Origin of the sequence: Pseudoalteromonas sp. SWN29 (assembly GCF_015864465.1) — a bacterium.
In the GTDB taxonomy this organism is placed as follows: domain Bacteria; phylum Pseudomonadota; class Gammaproteobacteria; order Enterobacterales; family Alteromonadaceae; genus Pseudoalteromonas.
The window spans coordinates 118,336-137,204 of the sequence record NZ_JADYXE010000004.1; the positions used below are offsets into that span (position 1 = coordinate 118,336).

Sequence of the window (18,869 nt, forward strand, 5' to 3'; positions counted from 1 at the left end):
CGATTTTTTATGACGTAATGTAGGTATTATTTAGCTGGTCGGATGAGTTCAGTCATGAGTTTACGTACAAAACTAAAAAAAGTATTACCAAGTATTTCTATCACAGAACAAGAAGCGCTAGACGCGGGTGATGTATGGCTTGAAGGTTCTATCTACCAAGGTAAGCCTGATTTCAGTGCACTTCGCGACGTACCTGCTGCTACATTAAGCGCAGACGAGCAAGCATTCTTAGACGGTCCAGTAAAAGAGTTACTGGGCATGATTGACGATTCAGTAATTCAAAACGGCATTCATTTACCAAATGACATCTTAGAATTTTTGAAAAAAGAGCGTTTTTTCTCGCTTATCATTCCTAAGTCGTTTGGTGGTTTAGAGTTTAGCCCTTATGCAAACTCTACTATTGTTGGCACAATTGCGACTAAAAGCTCAGCAGTTGCGGTAACCGTCATGGTTCCTAACTCGTTAGGCCCAGGTGAGTTATTACTTCACTTTGGTACGCAAGAACAACAAGCACATTACTTACCACGCCTAGCAAATGGTACAGACATACCATGTTTTGCATTAACAAGCCCAGAAGCGGGTTCTGATGCTGGTGGCATTCCAGACATTGGTACAGTTACTAAAGGCATGTATAACGGCGAAGAAGTACTTGGCCTTGAGATCACATGGGACAAGCGCTACATAACGCTTGCACCTATTGCTACCGTACTTGGTTTAGCATTTAAAGTAATGGACCCTGATGGTTTATTAGGTGGCAAAGAAAGCTTAGGTATTACCTGTGCACTTATTCCAAAAGAGCACCCAGGCGTAGAGCTTGGTAATCGTCACGACCCAATGGGTATTCGTTTTTACAACGGTACTACACGCGGTAACAAAGTATTTGTACCAATGGACTTTGTTATTGGTGGTCAGAAAAACATCGGCCGTGGTTGGCAAATGCTGGTTAGCTGTTTAGGTGCTGGCCGTGGTATTTCATTACCTGCGCTAGGTGTTAGTACAGCACAAGTTGCATTTAAATCAGCATCTGAATACGCAGCAGTGCGTGAACAGTTTGGTTTAGCCATTGGTCAGTTTGAAGGTATTCAAGAAAAACTAGCTGACATTGCAGGTAAAACATACCTACAAGAAGCAATGCGAGTACTTACAACTGAAGGCTTAGGCATGGGCTTAAAACCATCAGTAGTAACCGCAATCGCTAAATACCACATGACAGAGCTTGGTCGCGACGTGCTTGATTCAGCAATGGATATTCAAGCAGGTAAAGCGATTCAAAATGGTCCACAAAATACATTAGCAAGTGGTTATGTTGCTCAGCCGATTGCCATTACGGTAGAGGGCGCGAACATTCTTACACGTAACCTAATGATCTTTGGTCAAGGTGTTATGCGTTGTCACCCATATTTACAATCTATGGTTGAGTCTATTCATAGTGAAGACAAAGGCGCAGATAAAGAATTTAACGGTATTTTGCGTAAAACAATTGGTTACAGCACAGCAAACAGCTTCCGTGCTTTCCGCCTTGGTGTTTTACCATTTACAGCAAGCGCAAACTCTGATTTACCAGAAGTACGCGATTACGAAAAAGCAGTACATAAATTATCTGCAAAACTTGCAGTGTACGCAGACTTTTCGTTACTTGTACTTGGCGGTAAATTAAAGCAAGCAGAAATGCTATCAGCACGTTTAGGCGATGTAATGAGCTTCTTATATGCAGCTATGGCATCAATTAAATACTACGAGCAAAAAGTATCAAGTAGTGACCGTGAGCAAGCAGCGCCGTATTTCCATTACGCGACTCGTTTTGCACTACAAAGCGCTGAAGAAGCATTGCATAAGTTTTTAGATAACTTCCCTGCAAGTGGTACTCGTAAGTTTATTCGTTTCATTACAATGAACTACTCAACTAAAATGCCAAAAATTAGCGATGACTTAATCCGCGAACTAGCTAAGCAAGCTCAACTAGATACCGCATTTAAAGCGCAAATCACGCATTTAGTTAAACCAGTAGTAGGCGATGGTCATCATATTAATGAGCAAGCTTACAAAGCTAAAATGGCATCACTTGGCGAGCTGGCTAAAGTTAAAAAAGCACTACGTGCTAAAGTAATTAAACCAGGTATACGTTTTAACATCACACTTGATAACGCACTAGCGGCAAACGTAATCACGCAAGCTGAACACGTTCAGTTAATTGATTACAATATCAAACGTGAAAAAGCGATTCGTGTAGATGAGTTCGATTTTGATATGAACCTACTAGACGATAACGCACAGCCGATTAATCCACTTAAAAGCGTAGTTAATCAGTAAGTTAAAGTAATAAAATTCAATGATGCAAAGCGCCCGCAGTATCGGCGCTTTTATTCTTGAAAAGTATTAGTGTGGAGCCCCGCTTGTGTAAAAACAAGCGGGGCTTTTTTGTGTGTTTTAAAGTGGAAATAGATGACGGTATTGGTTTGAAAGCGAATATGTATGCGTAAAGGATTAAAAAGAGACGCTTATAATCTTGAAAAAGGGCTAATAACACCATTAGCACCTTGTTGTAAAACATGAGTATATATTTGTGTGGTACGGACGTCACTGTGACCTAGTTGTGTTTGTACTGTGCGTATATCAGCGCCGCTTTGCAGCAAGTGCGTAGCAAATGAGTGGCGCAAAGTATGTGGGGTAACGTGTTTGTTAATATGTGCATCAAAAGCGGCTTTTTTAACAGCGCGTTGTAATTGCTTTTCATCGATATGATGGCGCCTTAATTGCTTACTCTCGGGATCAAGACTTAATTTATGTGATGAAAATAAATATTGCCATCCCAGCTGCTTATTATGGTTTGGATATTTTTTACGTAACAAATGCGGCATATAAGCGCCGCTATATAAGGGGTTTTTCAGATCTAATTGCAGGTAACTATCAACTAATTGTATTTGAGAACGTAATTGCGGTATGAGCTCTACTGCAAGCGTTACAACACGATTTTTACCTCCTTTGCCATCCCAAATTCGAATGCAGTTATAGTCAAAGTCAATATCGTGAACTCGTAAACGCAGTACCTCCATTAATCGCATACCACTGCCATAAAGTAATCCACAGGGTAAATAATGCTTTGCTACACAGTGTTTAAATAGCGCTGAAACTTCTGTTTGAGTAAGCACAACGGGTAGTTTTCTTGGGCGTTCACTTTTTACAAAGTCTAATGATAATGAAAGGGGGCTCTTAATTATTTCTTTATATAGGAAACTTAGCGCATTTAGTGCCTGCGCTTGTGTGCCTTGCGCTACGTTTTGCGAGTTTACTAAATGGTTCAAATACGATTCTACTTGAGTGTCTCCCATAGAGCTTGGGTGCTGCATATTATTAAAGCGGATATAGCTAGCTATCCAAAAAAGATAAGCTTCAATAGTGCTCTTTGCATACCGTTTGCTATACATATGGTCTTTAATCATGGTTAGAAAGAGAGATTTCATAAATGATATTCAACTTTTAAAAACGTACTGTATATATAGACAGTTGTTCGTGTTTTGTCCAATAACATTATTAAAAGTCGTTTTGGTGTATTTTAACAACAATAACTTTACAAAATACGTAATTACCTGTTTACATAGAAGTTGTTTAGTGGAATTATTAAGCAATGTAATATACGCCGTTTTGGGGTGTTATAAACCCCCAAAGTGGTGTTCAATAAGCTGTTAGATGAATTCAAGGATAGGTTAGTGGCATCTGAAATTAAAAAACTAGAAAGACGAAACAAAGCACGTAAAAAAATTAACGAGCTGTCTTCGAAAGAAGAACATGTCTTAGTTATTCACTACTCATGTGAAAGCTTTTATGACCGCCCTGAAGGACAAACACCACGAGTTACGTCTATTGCTGTAAGAAACTATGAGAGTGGGCAAACAACATCATTTTCTATTCATAAAATAGCTGAACTCAAGCATGTTGAATTCGCTGAAATTCAACAGAATTACGATATGCTTGAGAAAGAAATGCTACTAGAGTTTTATGATTATATGAAACACCATTCTTCTCATTACTGGATTCATTGGAATATGCGTGATATTAATTATGGATTCCCAGCTCTTGAACATAGGTTTAAGATTCTCGGTGGCGAACCGTTTATATTGGATGATTCAAAAAAAGTAGATCTATCTAGACTTTTAATTGCTTTATACACCAATGGTTATGCTCCCCATCCTCGTATTGTTAAGTTAATGGAAATGAACGTCATAACGGCTAAAGACTTACTTGATGGCCCTGGCGAAGCTGCCGCTTTTGAAAATAAAGATTTTGTAAAACTTCACCAATCTACTTTACGTAAAGTAGATGTTTTCTGTAATTTTCTAGGTCGTACACTTGATGGTAGTTTAATAACTAAGTCTACTTGGTGGGAGCTGAATGGCGGCTCCATAAAAGCGCTTGGTGAGTTTATTTCAAATAACTGGATTTTTACATTAATAGCTGGAGTTGTTGGTATTGCAGCCGGTATTTATACATTCATCTAACAAGAATTTAAAGCGGGACTGCTAACAGTTTGCTCGGTTTCGCTTCGCTACACATTTTAGCAAACTATTATCAGCCCCTTAAATGGGCGTTATGTTACTTAATGGAGATTGTCGTTGATTTCAGATTCTGTACCTTGGAAACAAGAATGTTTAAAAATCGCAGCACAATTGGCGAAAAGGTATAATCAAAAAAAGTGGTCTGAAAGATCCCTGTTTACTTTAGAGAAAGAAGTCTTCTTGGGCTTGTTTGCCTTGAGAAAATTGATGGAGTCAAATAAAGTTACGGATGCTATAAAAAACACTAAAGTTGAGTTAGCTATATATCCTGCCAACGATAAACCTATTACATTATTAAATCAGCATAAATTCCCTGAGCTTTATGATCTATATGCTGGTCAAAAAGAATCTCTTAGCTATTGGGATATTTGTAATCAATTTATTCATAGTTCTATATTTTCACCATTTGTTCCTGTAGGTAAATCACTTGTTGGCTTTTACATAGCATCAGATAGGGCTAAAAAGAAAAAACTGTATTATATTCAGCTAAAAATTTTAGTAGAAATGTTAGAGAGCGTTGGAAATAATTATCCTAAACATATTGAGCTTACATTTAATGAAAAAGCTAAAGAGTATAAAGTTAGTTCAGCGTAATCAGTAACATAACAAGAAATTAAACAAGGACAAAAAACAGTTGGCTTTTTGTTCACTCCGTTCACTTATTTTAGCCAACCATTTTTTGCCTGTTAATTGGGCGTTAGGCATTTACCACATAGGAGTGTGATTCACATGGATCGTTTTTCGTTTAATTCTGTTTTAAAATCGGACGTCAAAATAAATATAGTCATTAGACTTCTTTCAATACCATTATCTATTTTAGCATTAATTGTATTCTCTGATTCATTACATGATTTAGTTTTGGAGTCTCTTACGCTCGATGAGTATGTAAAAACATCTATAAATGTATTATTAATGGGTGTACTTTTTTGGCCATTTTCTTATGTTGCCATTAAAGGTAAGTCACCAAAGCATTGGCATCCTTATCACTAAAATGCCTAACAAGTTGCTCAAGCAGGACAAAATACAGTTGGTTTTTTGCTCGTGCCTCGCTTATTTTAACCAACTATATTTTGCCTCTTAGCAAGGCGTTATGTGTCATGAGGTGTGCAAGGTATGAATGTTGGAATATATATATATGAAAATGCTGAAGTTCTTGACTTCTCTGGACCATTTGAGGTTTTAAGTACCGCAAATCGTTTGGGAAATAAAAATTGGAATGTGTTTTTAGTTTCAGAGAAGCATGGACTTACACAAGCCCGTGGTGGTTATCCAATTAATTCACACTTTTCTTTTGAAGATCATCCTGATATTGATGTGCTTATTGTAGTTGGCGGCATACATACAGAAGAACTTAAAAAATCCAATGTAATATCTTGGGTTTCAAAAGTTGCAGACAGGTCTATGAAAGTCGCATCAGTTTGTACAGGAGCTTTCATTTTAGCTGAAGCAAAGTTGTTAGATGGGTTGACTGTTACGACACATTGGGAGGACCTTTCAGACCTTAAATCAGCCTATCCGAAACTGAATGTGGTTAATAATCGACGTTGGGTCTCGCAAGGTAAATATATAACTTCCGGTGGTATATCAGCTGGAATTGATATGAGCCTACATTTGGTATCAGAACTTGCAAACTTAGGTTTAGCGACAGAAACAGCAAAACAAATGGAATACGATTGGCAAAAAAACACATAACAAGCGCATCAAATCTGACGTCTCAGATTGTCTGATTTTTTGCTTAAAAGAAAATGACGCAAAAAAGCGTCCAACATGCTCCGCAGCTTATGCGGGCGTTATACAGCTCGTCCAATAAAGGAGAACTACTTAATGTGCATCTTAAAAAATCAAGCTTTAACCCTTTCAGCGGTCATCTTACTGACTACAGGATGCTCACCATCATCTGAGGTACCCTCTAGTAGTAAAATCAATGATTACAATGGCTCTGCAAGTATTACTCAAGGCATTGCAAAAACAGTAGAGTCGAATATTTTTAAGTGTGAAAACGGGCGCAGCCGGGTTGCTAGTATAGGAGAAATAACAGACTCAGAAGGAAAGGTTTGGATTGTTCCAGCCGAAAATAACTTTGCTATTGGACCAAAGGCTGTCGACCTATACGAAGAGTGTTCAAACATCACCCCAAAAAATATTGCTGATGTTGATGAAACCTCAGTACCTGTCGTCGTTGTCGATCCAGACGGCGAAGAAATTACAGGTTATATTTTTGCCGATAATTATTTTGAGCTTTATATCAATGGCAATCTCATTGCTGTAGACGCTGTGCCATTTACACCATTTAATTCTAATATCGTGAAATTTAAGGTTAAGAAACCTTACACGATTGCGGTAAAGGTTATTGATTGGGAAGAAAATTTAGGCTTGGGTACAGAAGACAACCGTGGAAAAGTTTATCATCCTGGTGATGGAGGCTTTATTGCTAGTTTTAGTGATGGAACAGTCACTAGTTCAGAATGGCAAGCTCAAACATTCTATACTGCCCCAATTTATGATCTTACTTGTCTAAATGAGATTGAAGGGAATCGTTTATCTGAGGCTTGTACGACTGAAGGAACTGACCACGGTCAAAATGCTTATGCCGCTCATTGGGAAGTCCCAAATAACTGGATGGAACAAGGTTTTGATTCAACACATTGGCCTCAAGCAACGTTATACTCGGAAGATGATATTGGAGTAAATAATAAAAAGGCATATATGAATTTTATTGAAAAATTTAGTGGAGCTGGTGCAAAATTTATTTGGTCTACAAATGTCGTTCTTGATAATGAAGTTTTACTGAAATACGAGGTTAGGTAAACCTTATCACTCATATATATTCATTTTTGAGTTAACATAGTTATTTTTTGTGCAGGCAAAAGGTGTAATGGAATAACCGCCGTATAACAAGTTACTTAAACGGACGCTAAACAGTTGACTAGCTTCGTTCCTCGCAATTTTAGCCAACAATTTCGTGCCGCTTAGTAAGGCGTTATACCTCTCTTTTACCTAATATTTACCAAGTTGATATAAATAATGAAAGAAAACTGGGAAAGTTATAAAAAATGGATTTCTGAAGCGACTCGTAACAATATAAAATACTACTATCGTGGGCAGAGTGATAAATTATGGCCTTTGAAAACAACATTTCATAGGAACTCTGCGCCAAAAGGAATATCACTTCCCCATTATTTTAGAAGAAAATAAACAAGACACCCACTCTAAATTTTGCGCTTTTCGAAGTTAAAGACTAGCCTTTATTTAGTGCAAAAAACAAGCAGGGTGTCTTATGGCAATCGCAAGAAAGCGTCAAGTAAGTTTGGTTGATACAAAATACTACCACTGTATTTCACGTTGTGTACGCCGTGCATTTTTATGTGGCGAAGACCGTTTTACAGGTAAGTCTTACGAGCATCGTAGAGGCTGGGTTGAAGACAAACTGCTTGAATTAGCCAAGGTATTTTGTATTGATGTATGTGCTTATGCCGTTATGAGTAATCATACCCATTTAGTACTGTATGTTGATGATAAGAAAGCAAATAGGCTGAATGATAAAGCGATTATTATTCGCTGGCATAAACTCTGCAAAGGCACATTGTTAACGCAAAAATATGTACAAGGTGAAAAGCTAAGTAAAGTTGAACTCATCTTTTTCAATCAAACGGTTAAGCAATACCGCGAGCGCTTAGCAAGTATCAGCTGGTTTATGCGGTTATTAAATGAAGACATTGCGCGCAGAGCAAATAAAGAAGATAACTGCACGGGTAGATTCTGGGAAGGCAGATTCAAATCGCAAGCACTTCTTGATGAAGCCGCACTTGCAGCTTGCATGGCCTATGTCGATTTAAATCCCATTAGAGCTAAAATGGCTAACACACCAGAAGAGTCAGACCATACCAGCGTACAAAAGCGTTTAACATGCGCAAAGGATAGCAAACAACCAAAACAACTACTTCGCTTTGCAGGCGTGTCACGTCAAATAATGCCAAAAGGACTCCCGTTTGAGCTTAAATCGTACCTTGAACTTGTTGAATTGACAGGACGTTGTATACGAGAAGACAAGCGAGGGTATATTGAGAGTACACACTTGCCTTTACTAGAAAGGGTGAATATATCTCCAGAAAACTGGTTAAAGCTTACAACCCAATTTACGCGCGTATTTCATGGTGCAGTGGGCAGGCCAGCCTCACAAGAAGGTTATTGTGAAAACTTAAAGCGAAAGCGGCGAGCGAATATCAGTAACTGCGAAAAGCTACTGGCATAAAACTTAAACTACTCAGTAAAAATTAAAACTGCAATTATGTAGCCATTTTCATACGTGCAATTTAGACTCATAGCTCGTAAAGAGTGGGTCTAATTTAAGCAAAGCAAAACAAACGGATAGTTATTTTTACCATGGCATTTTACATTCCTTTATTACAACCTCATTTTAAGCACATTGAAATTGGCGATACGCTAACATCACTTTGGAGTGGCTGTGGCAGTATTGTGCAGTGCCAGCTTGATGATAAAGCCTGTGTTGTTAAAGCTATTAAAATACCCAGCTATATACACCACCCTAAAATTAAGCAAAGCGAATTTGCGCTTGAAAGAAAGCAGTATTCCTATAGCGTTGAATACACTTTTTATAAGCTTTATAGCCAGCATTTACCAGCACATGCGCAAAGTATTGAATGTTTAAGCGCAATTAATAAAGGCGATGAATATGCGCTGGTGTTTAAAGACTTCACCAAACATGGATTTACTCAAGCGGGGCCACAGCATGTTAAAGCTATATTAAAGTGGCTTGCACACTTTCATGCGTTTAACTTAAGTAAACCCGCTGACGGGTTATGGCAGCAAGGCAATTACTGGCATTTAAGCACGCGCCCAGATGAGTTTAATAAACTAAAAGATAACCTTGATAAAAAGTCCGATATTAAAAATGCTGCACATAAAATAGATGAGCAGCTACAAAGTTGTGCCTATAAAACGCTGATTCATGGCGATGCAAAACTTGCTAACTTTGCAGCAAATGAGCGCGATAAAATACTCGGTTATGATTTTCAGTATATAGGTGCAGGTTGCGGGATAATTGATGCAATGTATTTTATGACCAGTTGCTTAAGTGATGCACAATTACACGAAAGCGCTGATGAGTATCTTGCGTATTATTTTGATAATTTAAAGAATGCTATTACTACTTATCACCCTACAGCACCTGCCGATAAAATAGCTAACGATTGGTTCGCTTTATGGCCTGCTGCATGGGCTGACTTTTATCGATTTTTAGCTGGCTGGAGCCCTGAGCATCAAAAAATAAATAGTTATATGCAACAGCAAGTAAACAGCTGGTTAGCGAGTAACATTTAATAAACACAAAGGGTTGATGGCTTGCATAAATATCAAGCAAAACAATACATTTTGGCACGATGTATGAAAATCTCGTTAAAACTACAGGTCAAATGACCTTTTTTAATATAAAATACCGCAAATTCTTCTATCACTAGGTTTACATCATGGCTATTCACGTTATTTCTCACCCTCTTGTTCAACATAAATTAGGCCTAATGCGCGCGCATGGTATTAGCACTAAAAGCTTTCGTGAATTGTGTTCTGAAGTAGGTACTTTATTAACCTACGAAGCAACAAAAAACCTACAGTTAGAAGATAACGAAATTACAGGCTGGGATGGCAATAAATTAAAAGTAGAGCATATTAAAGGTAAAAAAATTACCGTAGTGCCTATTTTGCGTGCTGGTCTTGGCATGATGGACGGTGTAATGCAGTTATTACCAGCGGCTAAAGTAAGTGTTGTTGGTCTTGAACGTAACGAAGAAACACTAGAGCCAGTACCATATTTTGAAAAGTTAGTAGGTAATATTGATGAGCGCTTAAGCTTAGTTATTGACCCTATGCTTGCAACGGGTGGCTCAATGATTGCCACAATCGATATGCTTAAAAAAGCAGGCTGTAAAGAAATCAAAGTAATTGTACTAGTTGCAGCACCAGAAGGTGTTGAAAGAACACTTACAGCACATCCCGACGTAGAAATATTTACAGCCTCAGTAGATAGCCACTTAAACGAAAAGGGCTATATTATCCCTGGTTTAGGCGATGCGGGCGACAAAATATTCGGTACTGTTTAGGAGTCTTAAGTGCAAAATAATGACACCTTTTCAATAAAAACTATTTTAACGGGCGCGCAAATGCTGTTTGTAGCATTTGGTGCGCTGGTATTAGTGCCGCTTTTAACGGGCTTAGATCCTAATGTTGCGCTTTTTACCGCAGGCATGGGTACTTTGCTGTTTCAGGTAGTGACTAAAGGCCAAGTGCCTATATTTTTAGCTTCATCATTTGCCTTTATTGCACCTATTATTGCCGCTGTGCAAATGTGGGGCGTGCCGGCCACCATGGGAGGCTTAATGGTCGCGGGTTTTGCTTATATGCTTTTAAGCTTATTAGTAAAATTTAAAGGCGTTGCAACGCTTCATAAAATTTTACCGCCTGTGGTTGTAGGCCCTGTAATTATGGTTATTGGTTTAGCGCTTGCACCTGTTGCTGTAAATATGGCGATGGGTAAAAGTGGCGACGGCAGTATTCAAATTATTGATTACACCAGCGCTATTTACATTTCGTTGTTCTCGTTAGTGGTTACGCTTATTTTTGCAGTATGGGGAAAAGGCGTATTTAAGCTTATACCTATATTAGCAGGGGTTGTAGCGGGTTATTGTTTATCGCTTGGTATGGGCGTTGTGCAATTTGACGCAGTGACTAACGCACAGTGGTTTGCTGTACCAAACTTTACTTGGCCTGAGTTTAAATGGCAGGCTATTTTGTTTATGGTACCTGTAGCAATAGCACCTGCAATTGAGCATATTGGCGATATGATGGCTATTAGCCAAGTAACCAATAAAGACTTTTTGAAAAAGCCTGGGCTTCACCGTACTTTGTTTGGTGATGGCCTTGCGACTTCTGCGGCATCATTATTTGGCGGCCCGCCTAACACTACTTACTCAGAAGTAACGGGGGCAGTTATGCTTACCAAAAACTTCAATCCTAAAGTAATGATGTGGACAGCTGTTATTGCCATTATTTTAGCGTTTGTAGCTAAAATGGGATCTGGCTTGCAAACTATTCCTGTGCCAGTAATGGGCGGCATTATGATTCTACTTTTTGGCTCTATTGCTGTAGTGGGTTTAAATACACTGGTTAAGTCGGGCGATGATTTAACAGCACCACGTAACTTAAGTATTGTTGCACTTATTTTAGTATGCGGTATTGGCGGTATGCATATTGGTGGCAGCCAATTTAGTTTAGAGGGCGTAAGCCTTTGCGCTATTTTAGGAATAGTACTTAACTTAGTATTACCAAAAGCAGAGCCTGAAAAAGTTTAATTTTGCACATTAGCTAAATAGATTGCACCATAATAGCGCATTTATAATGCGCTATTTTTTTAACCTATTAATAAATATATAAAAATAATAATGGTCTAGTACCTGCATTTAACTCCCAGACGCATTGTATGCAAAGGAGTAACTATGTCAGAGGCCAATATTGTGGATATAACCCCGTTTTTAGCAAAACACCAACTGCCTTTAAAGTATCAATATTTGAGTGAGCAATATTTTGTTCCGCTCGCGCATGACATCCTCGAATCTAAAAAAACAAATACTCCTATTTTTGTTGCCATAAATGGATGCCAAGGCTCAGGAAAAACAACACTCGCCGACTTTTTAGTTACCTGGTTTTCTAAAAACACACCGCTTAACAGTGTTGCATTGTCGATTGATGACTTTTATTTAGCAAAACAAGCACGTACTGAGCTTGCCAAAGATGTACATCCTCTTTTTACTACTCGCGGAGTACCGGGCACTCACGACGTAGCATTAATGAATAGCACAATAACTAACTTACTGGCAGGAGAGGTAAACGTACCGCTTCCACGGTTTAATAAACACGAAGACGACTGCGTACCAGCAAATGATTGGCTAACAAATGAAAAGCCAGTTGATATTGTTATTTTAGAAGGGTGGTGCGTGGGCAGTGAGCCACAACCGCTGTTTTCATTGAGTGAGCCGCTTAACGAGTTAGAGCAACAGTTTGATAAAGAAGGCGTTTGGCGCCGCTGTGTAAATAGCTGTTTAGCAAACGAATATAAAGCCGTTTTTAACCTAATTGATTATACCGTTATGCTAAAAGCACCGAGTTTTAGTGATGTTTTTACATGGCGACAAGAGCAAGAACAAAAGCTAATAGCCAAAAAAGGTGAAGGCTCAGGCACCATGACTAACGAGCAATTGGTGTATTTTATTTCTCATTTTGAGCGCATTACGCGTGAGAACTTAAACACACTGAGCGCTAAAGCAAATGCGTTAATTGAACTTGATAGCAACCGCGATATTAGCGGTATGCACCTAACAAGTGACGACACCCTTCAACCTATTATTTTTACAGATTTGGACGGCACATTACTCGATCACGCTGATTACAATACAAATAATATCAGTGAGTTATTACAGCAGCTACAAAATGCGCATATTCCTGTGGTGTTTAATACCAGCAAAACTTTTTGCGAAGTTATCGAGCTTAAAAACGATTTAAATATTCAACAGCCTTTTATTGTCGAAAACGGTGCCGCGGTATTTATTCCAGAAGACTATTTTGAATTAAAGCCAATTGGTTGTAAAAAAGTAGGCGCGTACTGGTGTTATGCAATGGCAAAGCCGTTATCGAGTTTATTAAAGGACTTAAATACTTTAAAGGCGGATTACAAAGCGCATTACAAATTGTTTAGTGACTTATCGAGTGAGCAAATATCAGAGCTTACCGGTCTTAGCGATGCACAAGCAAGACGCGCACAAACTCGCGATTATTCAGACCCTCTTTATTGGTATGGCAACGACGAATTACTCACAGCCTTTGTAAACGATGTTGAAGCACTCGGCTACGATATAAAAATTGGCGGACGCTTCATTCATATTGCCAAAAATACCGATAAAAGCGCTGCACAGCAGTGGTTAGTTAAACAGTTTACCCATCATTTCAGAAAGCCTCTCACGGTTATAGCACTGGGTGATAGCGATAACGATAAGCAAATGTTAGAGCACGCAAATATCGCCATTATTATTGCCAATCCGGCGAGTAAAAAGCCGGTTAAATTGTCGCACAACAAAGCACGATACTCTCAATCACCGGCACCGCTGGGCTGGATTGAAGAAATAACATCGTTGCCGTGCATTAGCAGTATTTTAAGTATTTCTGAGGAGCAAACATCTCATGGCTGATTTTTATCAAAATGGCATTATTACAACATTACATAACATTGCCGACAGACCAATAGAAGACCTAGAAAAAGAGCTACTTACTTTTAGTAAGCAGCGTCCAATGGGATTAATACTCCCTTCGTTATTTAGTGAATTAGAAGGCCCTGCGCTTCAAAATATAGTAAGTGAATTACGCGAAGTACCGTATTTATCACAAATTACTATTGGGCTAGATAGAGCCGACGAAGCACAGTACCGCCATGCACTTGGCTTTTTTAAAGAGTTAAACCAAAACCACAAAGTATTATGGAATGACGGCCCACGCTTACAAGCACTCGATAAAGAATTACAAGAGCTAGGTGTTGCACCGCGTGAGCTTGGTAAAGGCCGTAATGTGTGGTACTGCATGGGCTATAAATTAGCAACAGCGGAAGTAGAGTCTATTGCGCTGCATGATTGCGATATTTTAACCTACGACAGAAGCTTACTAGCGCGGTTAATTTACCCTGTTGCGCATCCACGTTTTAACTATGAATTTTGTAAAGGGTTTTACCCGCGTACTGCTAATGGCAAAATTAATGGCCGTGTATCGCGCTTATTAGTAACGCCACTGCTTCGCTCGTTTAAAACAATTTTAGGCAATACAGACTACCTTGAATATATGGACTCTTTTAGATACCCATTAGCTGGTGAGTTTTCGTTTAGACGCGATGTATTAAACGATATTCGCATTCCAAGTGATTGGGGCCTTGAAATAGGCGTACTGAGTGAAATGTATCGTAACTATTCACATAACCGCTTGTGCCAGGTAGATATTGCCGATAATTACGATCATAAGCACCAAGAACTTTCACTTGATGACCAAAGTGCAGGTTTGTCTAAAATGTCGATTGATATTACTAAGGCATTGTTTAGAAAGCTGGCAACTCAAGGTGTCACTTTTACCAGCGAAACAATTCGCTCACTAAAAGCAACGTACTACCGTATCGGTCTAGATTTTATAGAAACGTATCATAACGATGCGCTTATGAACGGCTTAACGCTTGATGTTCACCAAGAAGAAAAAGCAGTAGAAATGTTTGCACAAAATATTATGGAAGCAGGCCAACACTTTTTAGAAAACCCAATGGAAGCGCCATTTGTGCCAAGTTGGAACCGTGTTGTATCAGCAATGCCAGACGTACTTGAGCGCTTAAAAGAAGCCGTAGAGCTAGATAACGAAGAATATAGTTAACCTGTACGCAGGTTAACTAGCCTATAAGTCTAAACAATAAATATTAGGGGCGCATGTGATTTCAGTTAGCGAATTATTTTTACAACGAGTAGAGCAACATCTTCATATTATTTATGAGGGAGTTGAGCTGCCTTTATCGGTTACTGAGCTTGCTCAGCAACTTATTAAAATTATATTAGGTAGCAATGCACTGCGCGACCCGACCCCCCATACAAACAGATGGGATGAGCAAGATATAGTATTGATTGCTTATGGCGACTCTATTATTAAACACGACGATAGTGAGTTTGCTGTATCAAGCCCAATAGAAGCACCGCTTAAAACGTTGCACCGCTTTATAAAAGAGCAGTGCGATATGCAGCTAAATGCCCTGCATATATTGCCATTTTACCCGTACAGCTCAGACGAAGGCTTTGCGGTAATGAACTACGTGCAAGTTAACGAGTCGTTGGGTGATTGGGGAGATATTCAAAATATCGCTAAAGATGTAAAGCTAATGGCAGATTTAGTTATAAACCATTGCTCAAGCAGAAGCGTATGGTTTGAAAACTTTTTAAATGATTTACACCCGGGTAAAGACTACTTTAAAACGGCTAGCTTAACGGATGATTTAAGCCAAGTTGTACGCCCGCGAACCTCATCGCTATTAAATACGGTAACAACGCCAAGCGGCGAAAAGCACGTGTGGTGTACGTTTAGTCACGATCAGGTTGATTTTGATTTTGCAAACCCCGAGGTACTTAAAGAGTTTGTGGGAATAATTAGGCATTATTTAGACAATGGCGTGCGTTTGTTTAGACTCGATGCGGTCGCATTTTTGTGGAAGCAGCTTAATACCAGTTGCATAAATTTGCCGCAAACACATGAAGCCGTAAGGCTAATGCGAACACTTATTGAGCACGCAGAGCCCAGCGTAGTTATAATTACCGAAACCAATATTCCAAACCAAGAAAACCTATCGTACTTTGGTAATGCTAACGAAGCGCACAGTATTTATAACTTTGCCTTACCGCCATTGTTGCTACACACATTACTTAGCGGCGATAGCACAGCAATTAAACATTGGATGATGAGCATGCCGCCTGCGCAAAATGGTACTGCATACTTTAACTTTATAGCCTCGCACGATGGAATAGGGCTCAGACCCATTGAAGGTTTACTACAACCCAGCGAAGTGGCGTCACTAGTAAGTACAACCATGCAGTTTGGTGGTCGTGTATCAATGCGTACAAGTAACGATGGCACACATACACCGTACGAGCTAAATATTGCTTTATTTGATGCACTCCAAGGGACGCACAATGGCCCAGATAAGTTTGGCCTTGAGCGGTTTATGTGTGCTCACGCCATTATGTTTGCACTTGAAGGCATACCAGGGCTTTATATTCACAGTTTATTAGGTACAACTAACGATTACGAGCGATTTGAAAATTCACAGCATAACCGCGCTATAAACCGCCATCGCTGGCAAGAGTCAAAGCTATTAGCGGCCATTGGCGAAAAGTATAGCCATCATCATAAAGTGTTCAACGGCATAAAAAGCTTATTGGCAGTACGTAAAAAGCAAAGTGCCTTTCACCCAAATGCTACACAGTTTACGCTGCATTTAGCAGGTGGGTTATTTGGCTTTTGGAGGCAAAGCATTGACCGTCGCCAAAGCATATTTTGTGTTTATAACATTAGCGATAAACCACAAACACTCACATTGGCCGACCTAAATTTGATTAATACTCAAAAGTGGTTTGATTTGGTGGCAGATAAAACGATTGAAGAAAGCCAATTAACAATAGAACTTGAGCCGTATCAAAGTGTGTGGCTGAGTAATATTAAATAAATGCTAACTCTTTAAAAAGTCTGCAAATGCAGACTTTTTTATTGCCTAAATTCTGTGGTTGTTTACTGTAAAGCCCCTTTACACCAGTTAATAGCATATTCTTTCTGTAGAGTTACTTTCATCACTATAATTGATATAATTAGCCCTCTTTTATTTATAGGGTTTTTCATGAAGTATTTTTATTTAGCTATTACGTTACTATTTAGCTCGTTGGCTTTAGCCCAGCAGCCAGTCGATCTTGAAATAAATATGAAAAACACCGGCCTTGCATACAAACAAGCAGTGCAGGCTACACAGATTGACGAATTTAATACTGCAATCGATGAATTTATTAAGCTGGTAAAAGTAAGTAAAACGGCTAAGTTTTACAAAAAAGCTGAACAATCATTACAAGGCCTTGATAAAGTGATTACTCAAGCTGAACTTGCAAAAAAAGCAGCTAACGAGCAGGGGCTAAGTGCGGCAAAAGAACCACTGAAAAATATAGATAATTTACGTAAAAAATATCATGAGTTACATGAGCCTCCAGGATTCTTTGAATTACTATTCGGTTCGTAAACCTAAACACTATGTATCTTTAGGAGTTACTTTTAATTAATTGCGTTAAAGGTATCTGCAGCAATAAATATAAGGAAACACAATGGAAATTTCAGTTTCAATGTTAGAAGGCCAAAAGCAAAGCGCTAAATTTGGCGACCTAGAAGTAATAAGCGATCAAAGTATAAATGCTGGTGGCGGGGCTGAATTCCCTGAACCGTTTGATTACTTTTTAGTAAGTATGGTTTTATGTGCAGGTTTTTATGCACGTAAATTTTGTGAGCAACGCGATATTTCCACTGAAGGTATGACGCTCACACAAAATAACGAAAATGTAGATGACAACGGTAAAAAGTTATTTTCAATAGAGATTAACTTACCAGATGGCTTCCCTGATAAGTATAAAAAGGCGCTTATTGCAGCTGTAAATACCTGTACCGTTAAAAAAGTGATTCAGGCAGTACCTGAGTTCTCGGTAGTGGTAAAATAGTCCCTCTAAATTAGGTAGCTTAAGCAAGCTACCTAATTATATGTTGAGCATCCCCGTTTAACTTATTTCTTTTTCATTCCTTGTACTGCTTTAAAGCGTGGGTTGTTTTTACAAATTACAAATACGCGGCCTTTGCGTTTTACAATTTGACACCCCGGACGTTGCTTGGCACTTTTTAGAGAGCTTAATACTTTCATACCTTTTCCTTTTTAACAGTCGATAAACTTTTAAAACGACGATTAAACTGCGCAACGCGGCCATCTGTAGCGGTTGTTTTTTGCTTGCCTGTATAAAATGGGTGCGAGTCACTTGATACATCAATAGGTACGTATGGATATGTATTACCGTCTATTTCTACTGTGCGGCTCGTTTTTATGGTTGAGCCAATAATAAAGTAAGAATCGGCAGCGGTATCCCCCTGTGTCAGGATAGTTGTCGCCTCAATTAATTTACAAATAAACAGGGCGCGGTAAGTTAAAGTAAGTGAATTATCAAAGGCATTCAGTTCAATTTAAAGAAGCGATATTAAACAAGCTTAGTCAAAGTGATTTGTCGGTTCGTCAGTTTGCAGAACAAGAAGGCATTAAGCTTTCAACCCTGTATAGTTGGCAAAAGCAATTTAATACCTCAGGGTTAAACGTGTCAAAAGTCAGTTCATCAGATAAGTGGTCAAGTGAGGAAAAGTTTTCAGTGGTATTGGAAGCAGCCTCTTTGTCGGCAGTTGAGTTAAGTGAATATTGCCGAGCTAAAGGGTTATACCCTGAGCAAGTTAACGAATGGAAGCAAGCTTGTATTGCCGGCAATCCAAGCACAACACTCACGAGAAAAGCCAAGATAACACCTGAGCAGAAGACCGATAAAAAACGCATTAACGAGCTCGAACGCGAGTTACGTAGAAAGGATAAAGCGTTAGCAGAAGCGGCAGCTTTACTCGTTCTCGGAAAAAAGTTCGATGCCTATTGGAAAGAAAAAGAGGAAGACTGATTTC

Annotated in this window: 19 protein-coding genes and 1 pseudogene; 17 read left to right on the forward strand and 3 right to left on the reverse strand. The window is 39.0% G+C overall.

Annotation, left to right across the window (positions count from 1 at the left end; all coding sequences use genetic code 11):
* Nucleotides 1-54 precede the first annotated feature (54 nt).
* Nucleotides 55-2,310 carry an acyl-CoA dehydrogenase gene (locus tag I6F53_RS02610; RefSeq protein ID WP_197238367.1) on the forward strand — a complete coding sequence of 752 codons (2,256 nt, stop codon included), beginning with the start codon at nucleotides 55-57 and terminating at the stop codon, nucleotides 2,308-2,310.
* 188 nt (nucleotides 2,311-2,498) lie between these two features.
* On the opposite strand, the gene I6F53_RS02615 is transcribed toward I6F53_RS02610, so the two are convergent.
* Nucleotides 2,499-3,461 carry an integron integrase gene (locus I6F53_RS02615; RefSeq protein WP_197238368.1) on the reverse strand — a complete coding sequence of 321 codons (963 nt, stop codon included), beginning with the start codon at nucleotides 3,459-3,461 and terminating at the stop codon, nucleotides 2,499-2,501.
* 246 nt (nucleotides 3,462-3,707) lie between these two features.
* On the opposite strand from I6F53_RS02615, the gene I6F53_RS02620 reads away from it, so the two are divergent.
* The 15 genes from I6F53_RS02620 (at nucleotide 3,708) to I6F53_RS02690 (ending at nucleotide 17,881) form a co-directional block, all read left to right on the forward strand.
* Nucleotides 3,708-4,496: a hypothetical protein gene (locus I6F53_RS02620; RefSeq protein WP_197238369.1), complete on the forward strand. Its 789-nt coding sequence runs from the start codon at nucleotides 3,708-3,710 to the stop codon at nucleotides 4,494-4,496.
* 114 nt (nucleotides 4,497-4,610) lie between these two features.
* The gene (locus tag I6F53_RS02625) at nucleotides 4,611-5,147 is read left to right on the forward strand and encodes a hypothetical protein (RefSeq protein WP_197238370.1); all 537 of its coding nucleotides are present in this window, start codon (nucleotides 4,611-4,613) and stop codon (nucleotides 5,145-5,147) included.
* Between the two features lie 135 nt (nucleotides 5,148-5,282).
* Nucleotides 5,283-5,543, forward strand: a complete 261-nt coding sequence (locus I6F53_RS02630) for a hypothetical protein (protein WP_197238371.1) — start codon at nucleotides 5,283-5,285, stop codon at nucleotides 5,541-5,543.
* A gap of 123 nt (nucleotides 5,544-5,666) precedes the next feature.
* Nucleotides 5,667-6,245 carry a DJ-1/PfpI family protein gene (locus tag I6F53_RS02635; protein ID WP_197238372.1) on the forward strand — a complete coding sequence of 193 codons (579 nt, stop codon included), beginning with the start codon at nucleotides 5,667-5,669 and terminating at the stop codon, nucleotides 6,243-6,245.
* A 132-nt stretch (nucleotides 6,246-6,377) separates the two neighbouring features.
* On the forward strand, nucleotides 6,378-7,361 hold the full coding sequence (locus I6F53_RS02640) for a hypothetical protein (RefSeq protein ID WP_197238373.1): 984 nt from the start codon (nucleotides 6,378-6,380) through the stop codon (nucleotides 7,359-7,361).
* 216 nt (nucleotides 7,362-7,577) lie between these two features.
* Nucleotides 7,578-7,748 carry a hypothetical protein gene (locus I6F53_RS02645; RefSeq protein ID WP_197238374.1) on the forward strand — a complete coding sequence of 57 codons (171 nt, stop codon included), beginning with the start codon at nucleotides 7,578-7,580 and terminating at the stop codon, nucleotides 7,746-7,748.
* Between the two features lie 82 nt (nucleotides 7,749-7,830).
* The gene (locus I6F53_RS02650) at nucleotides 7,831-8,805 is read left to right on the forward strand and encodes a transposase (protein WP_166421570.1); all 975 of its coding nucleotides are present in this window, start codon (nucleotides 7,831-7,833) and stop codon (nucleotides 8,803-8,805) included.
* A gap of 131 nt (nucleotides 8,806-8,936) precedes the next feature.
* Nucleotides 8,937-9,893, forward strand: a complete 957-nt coding sequence (locus I6F53_RS02655; RefSeq protein ID WP_197238375.1) for a DUF1679 domain-containing protein — start codon at nucleotides 8,937-8,939, stop codon at nucleotides 9,891-9,893.
* Between the two features lie 146 nt (nucleotides 9,894-10,039).
* Nucleotides 10,040-10,669, forward strand: a complete 630-nt coding sequence (gene upp, locus I6F53_RS02660) for a uracil phosphoribosyltransferase (RefSeq protein ID WP_007580883.1) — start codon at nucleotides 10,040-10,042, stop codon at nucleotides 10,667-10,669.
* Nucleotides 10,670-10,678: 9 nt separating this feature from the next.
* Nucleotides 10,679-11,917 (forward strand): uracil-xanthine permease family protein, encoded by a 1,239-nt coding sequence (locus I6F53_RS02665; protein ID WP_166421572.1) that lies wholly within the window; start codon nucleotides 10,679-10,681, stop codon nucleotides 11,915-11,917.
* Nucleotides 11,918-12,061: 144 nt separating this feature from the next.
* Nucleotides 12,062-13,807 (forward strand): HAD-IIB family hydrolase, encoded by a 1,746-nt coding sequence (locus tag I6F53_RS02670; RefSeq protein WP_197238376.1) that lies wholly within the window; start codon nucleotides 12,062-12,064, stop codon nucleotides 13,805-13,807.
* Nucleotides 13,800-15,020 (forward strand): glycosyl transferase, encoded by a 1,221-nt coding sequence (locus I6F53_RS02675; protein ID WP_002958673.1) that lies wholly within the window; start codon nucleotides 13,800-13,802, stop codon nucleotides 15,018-15,020. Before I6F53_RS02670 ends, I6F53_RS02675 begins: the two co-directional genes overlap by 8 nt.
* A gap of 55 nt (nucleotides 15,021-15,075) precedes the next feature.
* Entirely contained in the window at nucleotides 15,076-16,854 is a 1,779-nt protein-coding gene (locus I6F53_RS02680; protein ID WP_197238377.1) for a sugar phosphorylase, read from the forward strand.
* A 168-nt stretch (nucleotides 16,855-17,022) separates the two neighbouring features.
* A complete protein-coding gene (locus I6F53_RS02685) occupies nucleotides 17,023-17,412 on the forward strand; it encodes a cytochrome b562 (protein WP_166421575.1) in 390 nt (129 codons plus the stop codon).
* 82 nt (nucleotides 17,413-17,494) lie between these two features.
* Nucleotides 17,495-17,881, forward strand: coding sequence for an OsmC family protein (locus I6F53_RS02690; protein ID WP_166421576.1), 387 nt, complete (start codon nucleotides 17,495-17,497; stop codon nucleotides 17,879-17,881).
* 62 nt (nucleotides 17,882-17,943) lie between these two features.
* Here I6F53_RS02690 and ykgO read toward each other — a convergent pair whose 3' ends face one another.
* Nucleotides 17,944-18,078, reverse strand: coding sequence for a type B 50S ribosomal protein L36 (gene ykgO / locus I6F53_RS02695; RefSeq protein WP_002958669.1), 135 nt, complete (start codon nucleotides 18,076-18,078; stop codon nucleotides 17,944-17,946).
* On the reverse strand, nucleotides 18,075-18,338 hold the full coding sequence (locus I6F53_RS02700; protein WP_197238380.1) for a type B 50S ribosomal protein L31: 264 nt from the start codon (nucleotides 18,336-18,338) through the stop codon (nucleotides 18,075-18,077). Before I6F53_RS02700 ends, ykgO begins: the two co-directional genes overlap by 4 nt.
* Before the next feature lie 26 nt (nucleotides 18,339-18,364).
* Between I6F53_RS02700 and tnpA the strand changes: the two are divergent.
* Nucleotides 18,365-18,869 (forward strand): annotated as a pseudogene (tnpA, locus tag I6F53_RS02705) (IS66 family insertion sequence element accessory protein TnpA); the annotation flags it as partial.

What these genes read in the sequence shown, in the direction of transcription:
- I6F53_RS02635 (WP_197238372.1), top strand. Translation starts at nt 5,667, where the DNA reads ATGAATGTTGGAATATATATATATGAAAATGCTGAAGTTCTTGACTTC.
- I6F53_RS02690 (WP_166421576.1), top strand. Translation starts at nt 17,495, where the DNA reads ATGGAAATTTCAGTTTCAATGTTAGAAGGCCAAAAGCAAAGCGCTAAA.
- I6F53_RS02670 (WP_197238376.1), top strand. Translation starts at nt 12,062, where the DNA reads ATGTCAGAGGCCAATATTGTGGATATAACCCCGTTTTTAGCAAAACAC.
- I6F53_RS02610 (WP_197238367.1), top strand. Translation starts at nt 55, where the DNA reads ATGAGTTTACGTACAAAACTAAAAAAAGTATTACCAAGTATTTCTATC.
- ykgO (WP_002958669.1), bottom strand. Translation starts at nt 18,078, where the DNA reads ATGAAAGTATTAAGCTCTCTAAAAAGTGCCAAGCAACGTCCGGGGTGT.
- I6F53_RS02650 (WP_166421570.1), top strand. Translation starts at nt 7,831, where the DNA reads ATGGCAATCGCAAGAAAGCGTCAAGTAAGTTTGGTTGATACAAAATAC.
- I6F53_RS02655 (WP_197238375.1), top strand. Translation starts at nt 8,937, where the DNA reads ATGGCATTTTACATTCCTTTATTACAACCTCATTTTAAGCACATTGAA.
- I6F53_RS02630 (WP_197238371.1), top strand. Translation starts at nt 5,283, where the DNA reads ATGGATCGTTTTTCGTTTAATTCTGTTTTAAAATCGGACGTCAAAATA.
- I6F53_RS02685 (WP_166421575.1), top strand. Translation starts at nt 17,023, where the DNA reads ATGAAGTATTTTTATTTAGCTATTACGTTACTATTTAGCTCGTTGGCT.
- I6F53_RS02675 (WP_002958673.1), top strand. Translation starts at nt 13,800, where the DNA reads ATGGCTGATTTTTATCAAAATGGCATTATTACAACATTACATAACATT.
- I6F53_RS02615 (WP_197238368.1), bottom strand. Translation starts at nt 3,461, where the DNA reads ATGAAATCTCTCTTTCTAACCATGATTAAAGACCATATGTATAGCAAA.
- upp (WP_007580883.1), top strand. Translation starts at nt 10,040, where the DNA reads ATGGCTATTCACGTTATTTCTCACCCTCTTGTTCAACATAAATTAGGC.
- I6F53_RS02645 (WP_197238374.1), top strand. Translation starts at nt 7,578, where the DNA reads ATGAAAGAAAACTGGGAAAGTTATAAAAAATGGATTTCTGAAGCGACT.
- I6F53_RS02640 (WP_197238373.1), top strand. Translation starts at nt 6,378, where the DNA reads ATGTGCATCTTAAAAAATCAAGCTTTAACCCTTTCAGCGGTCATCTTA.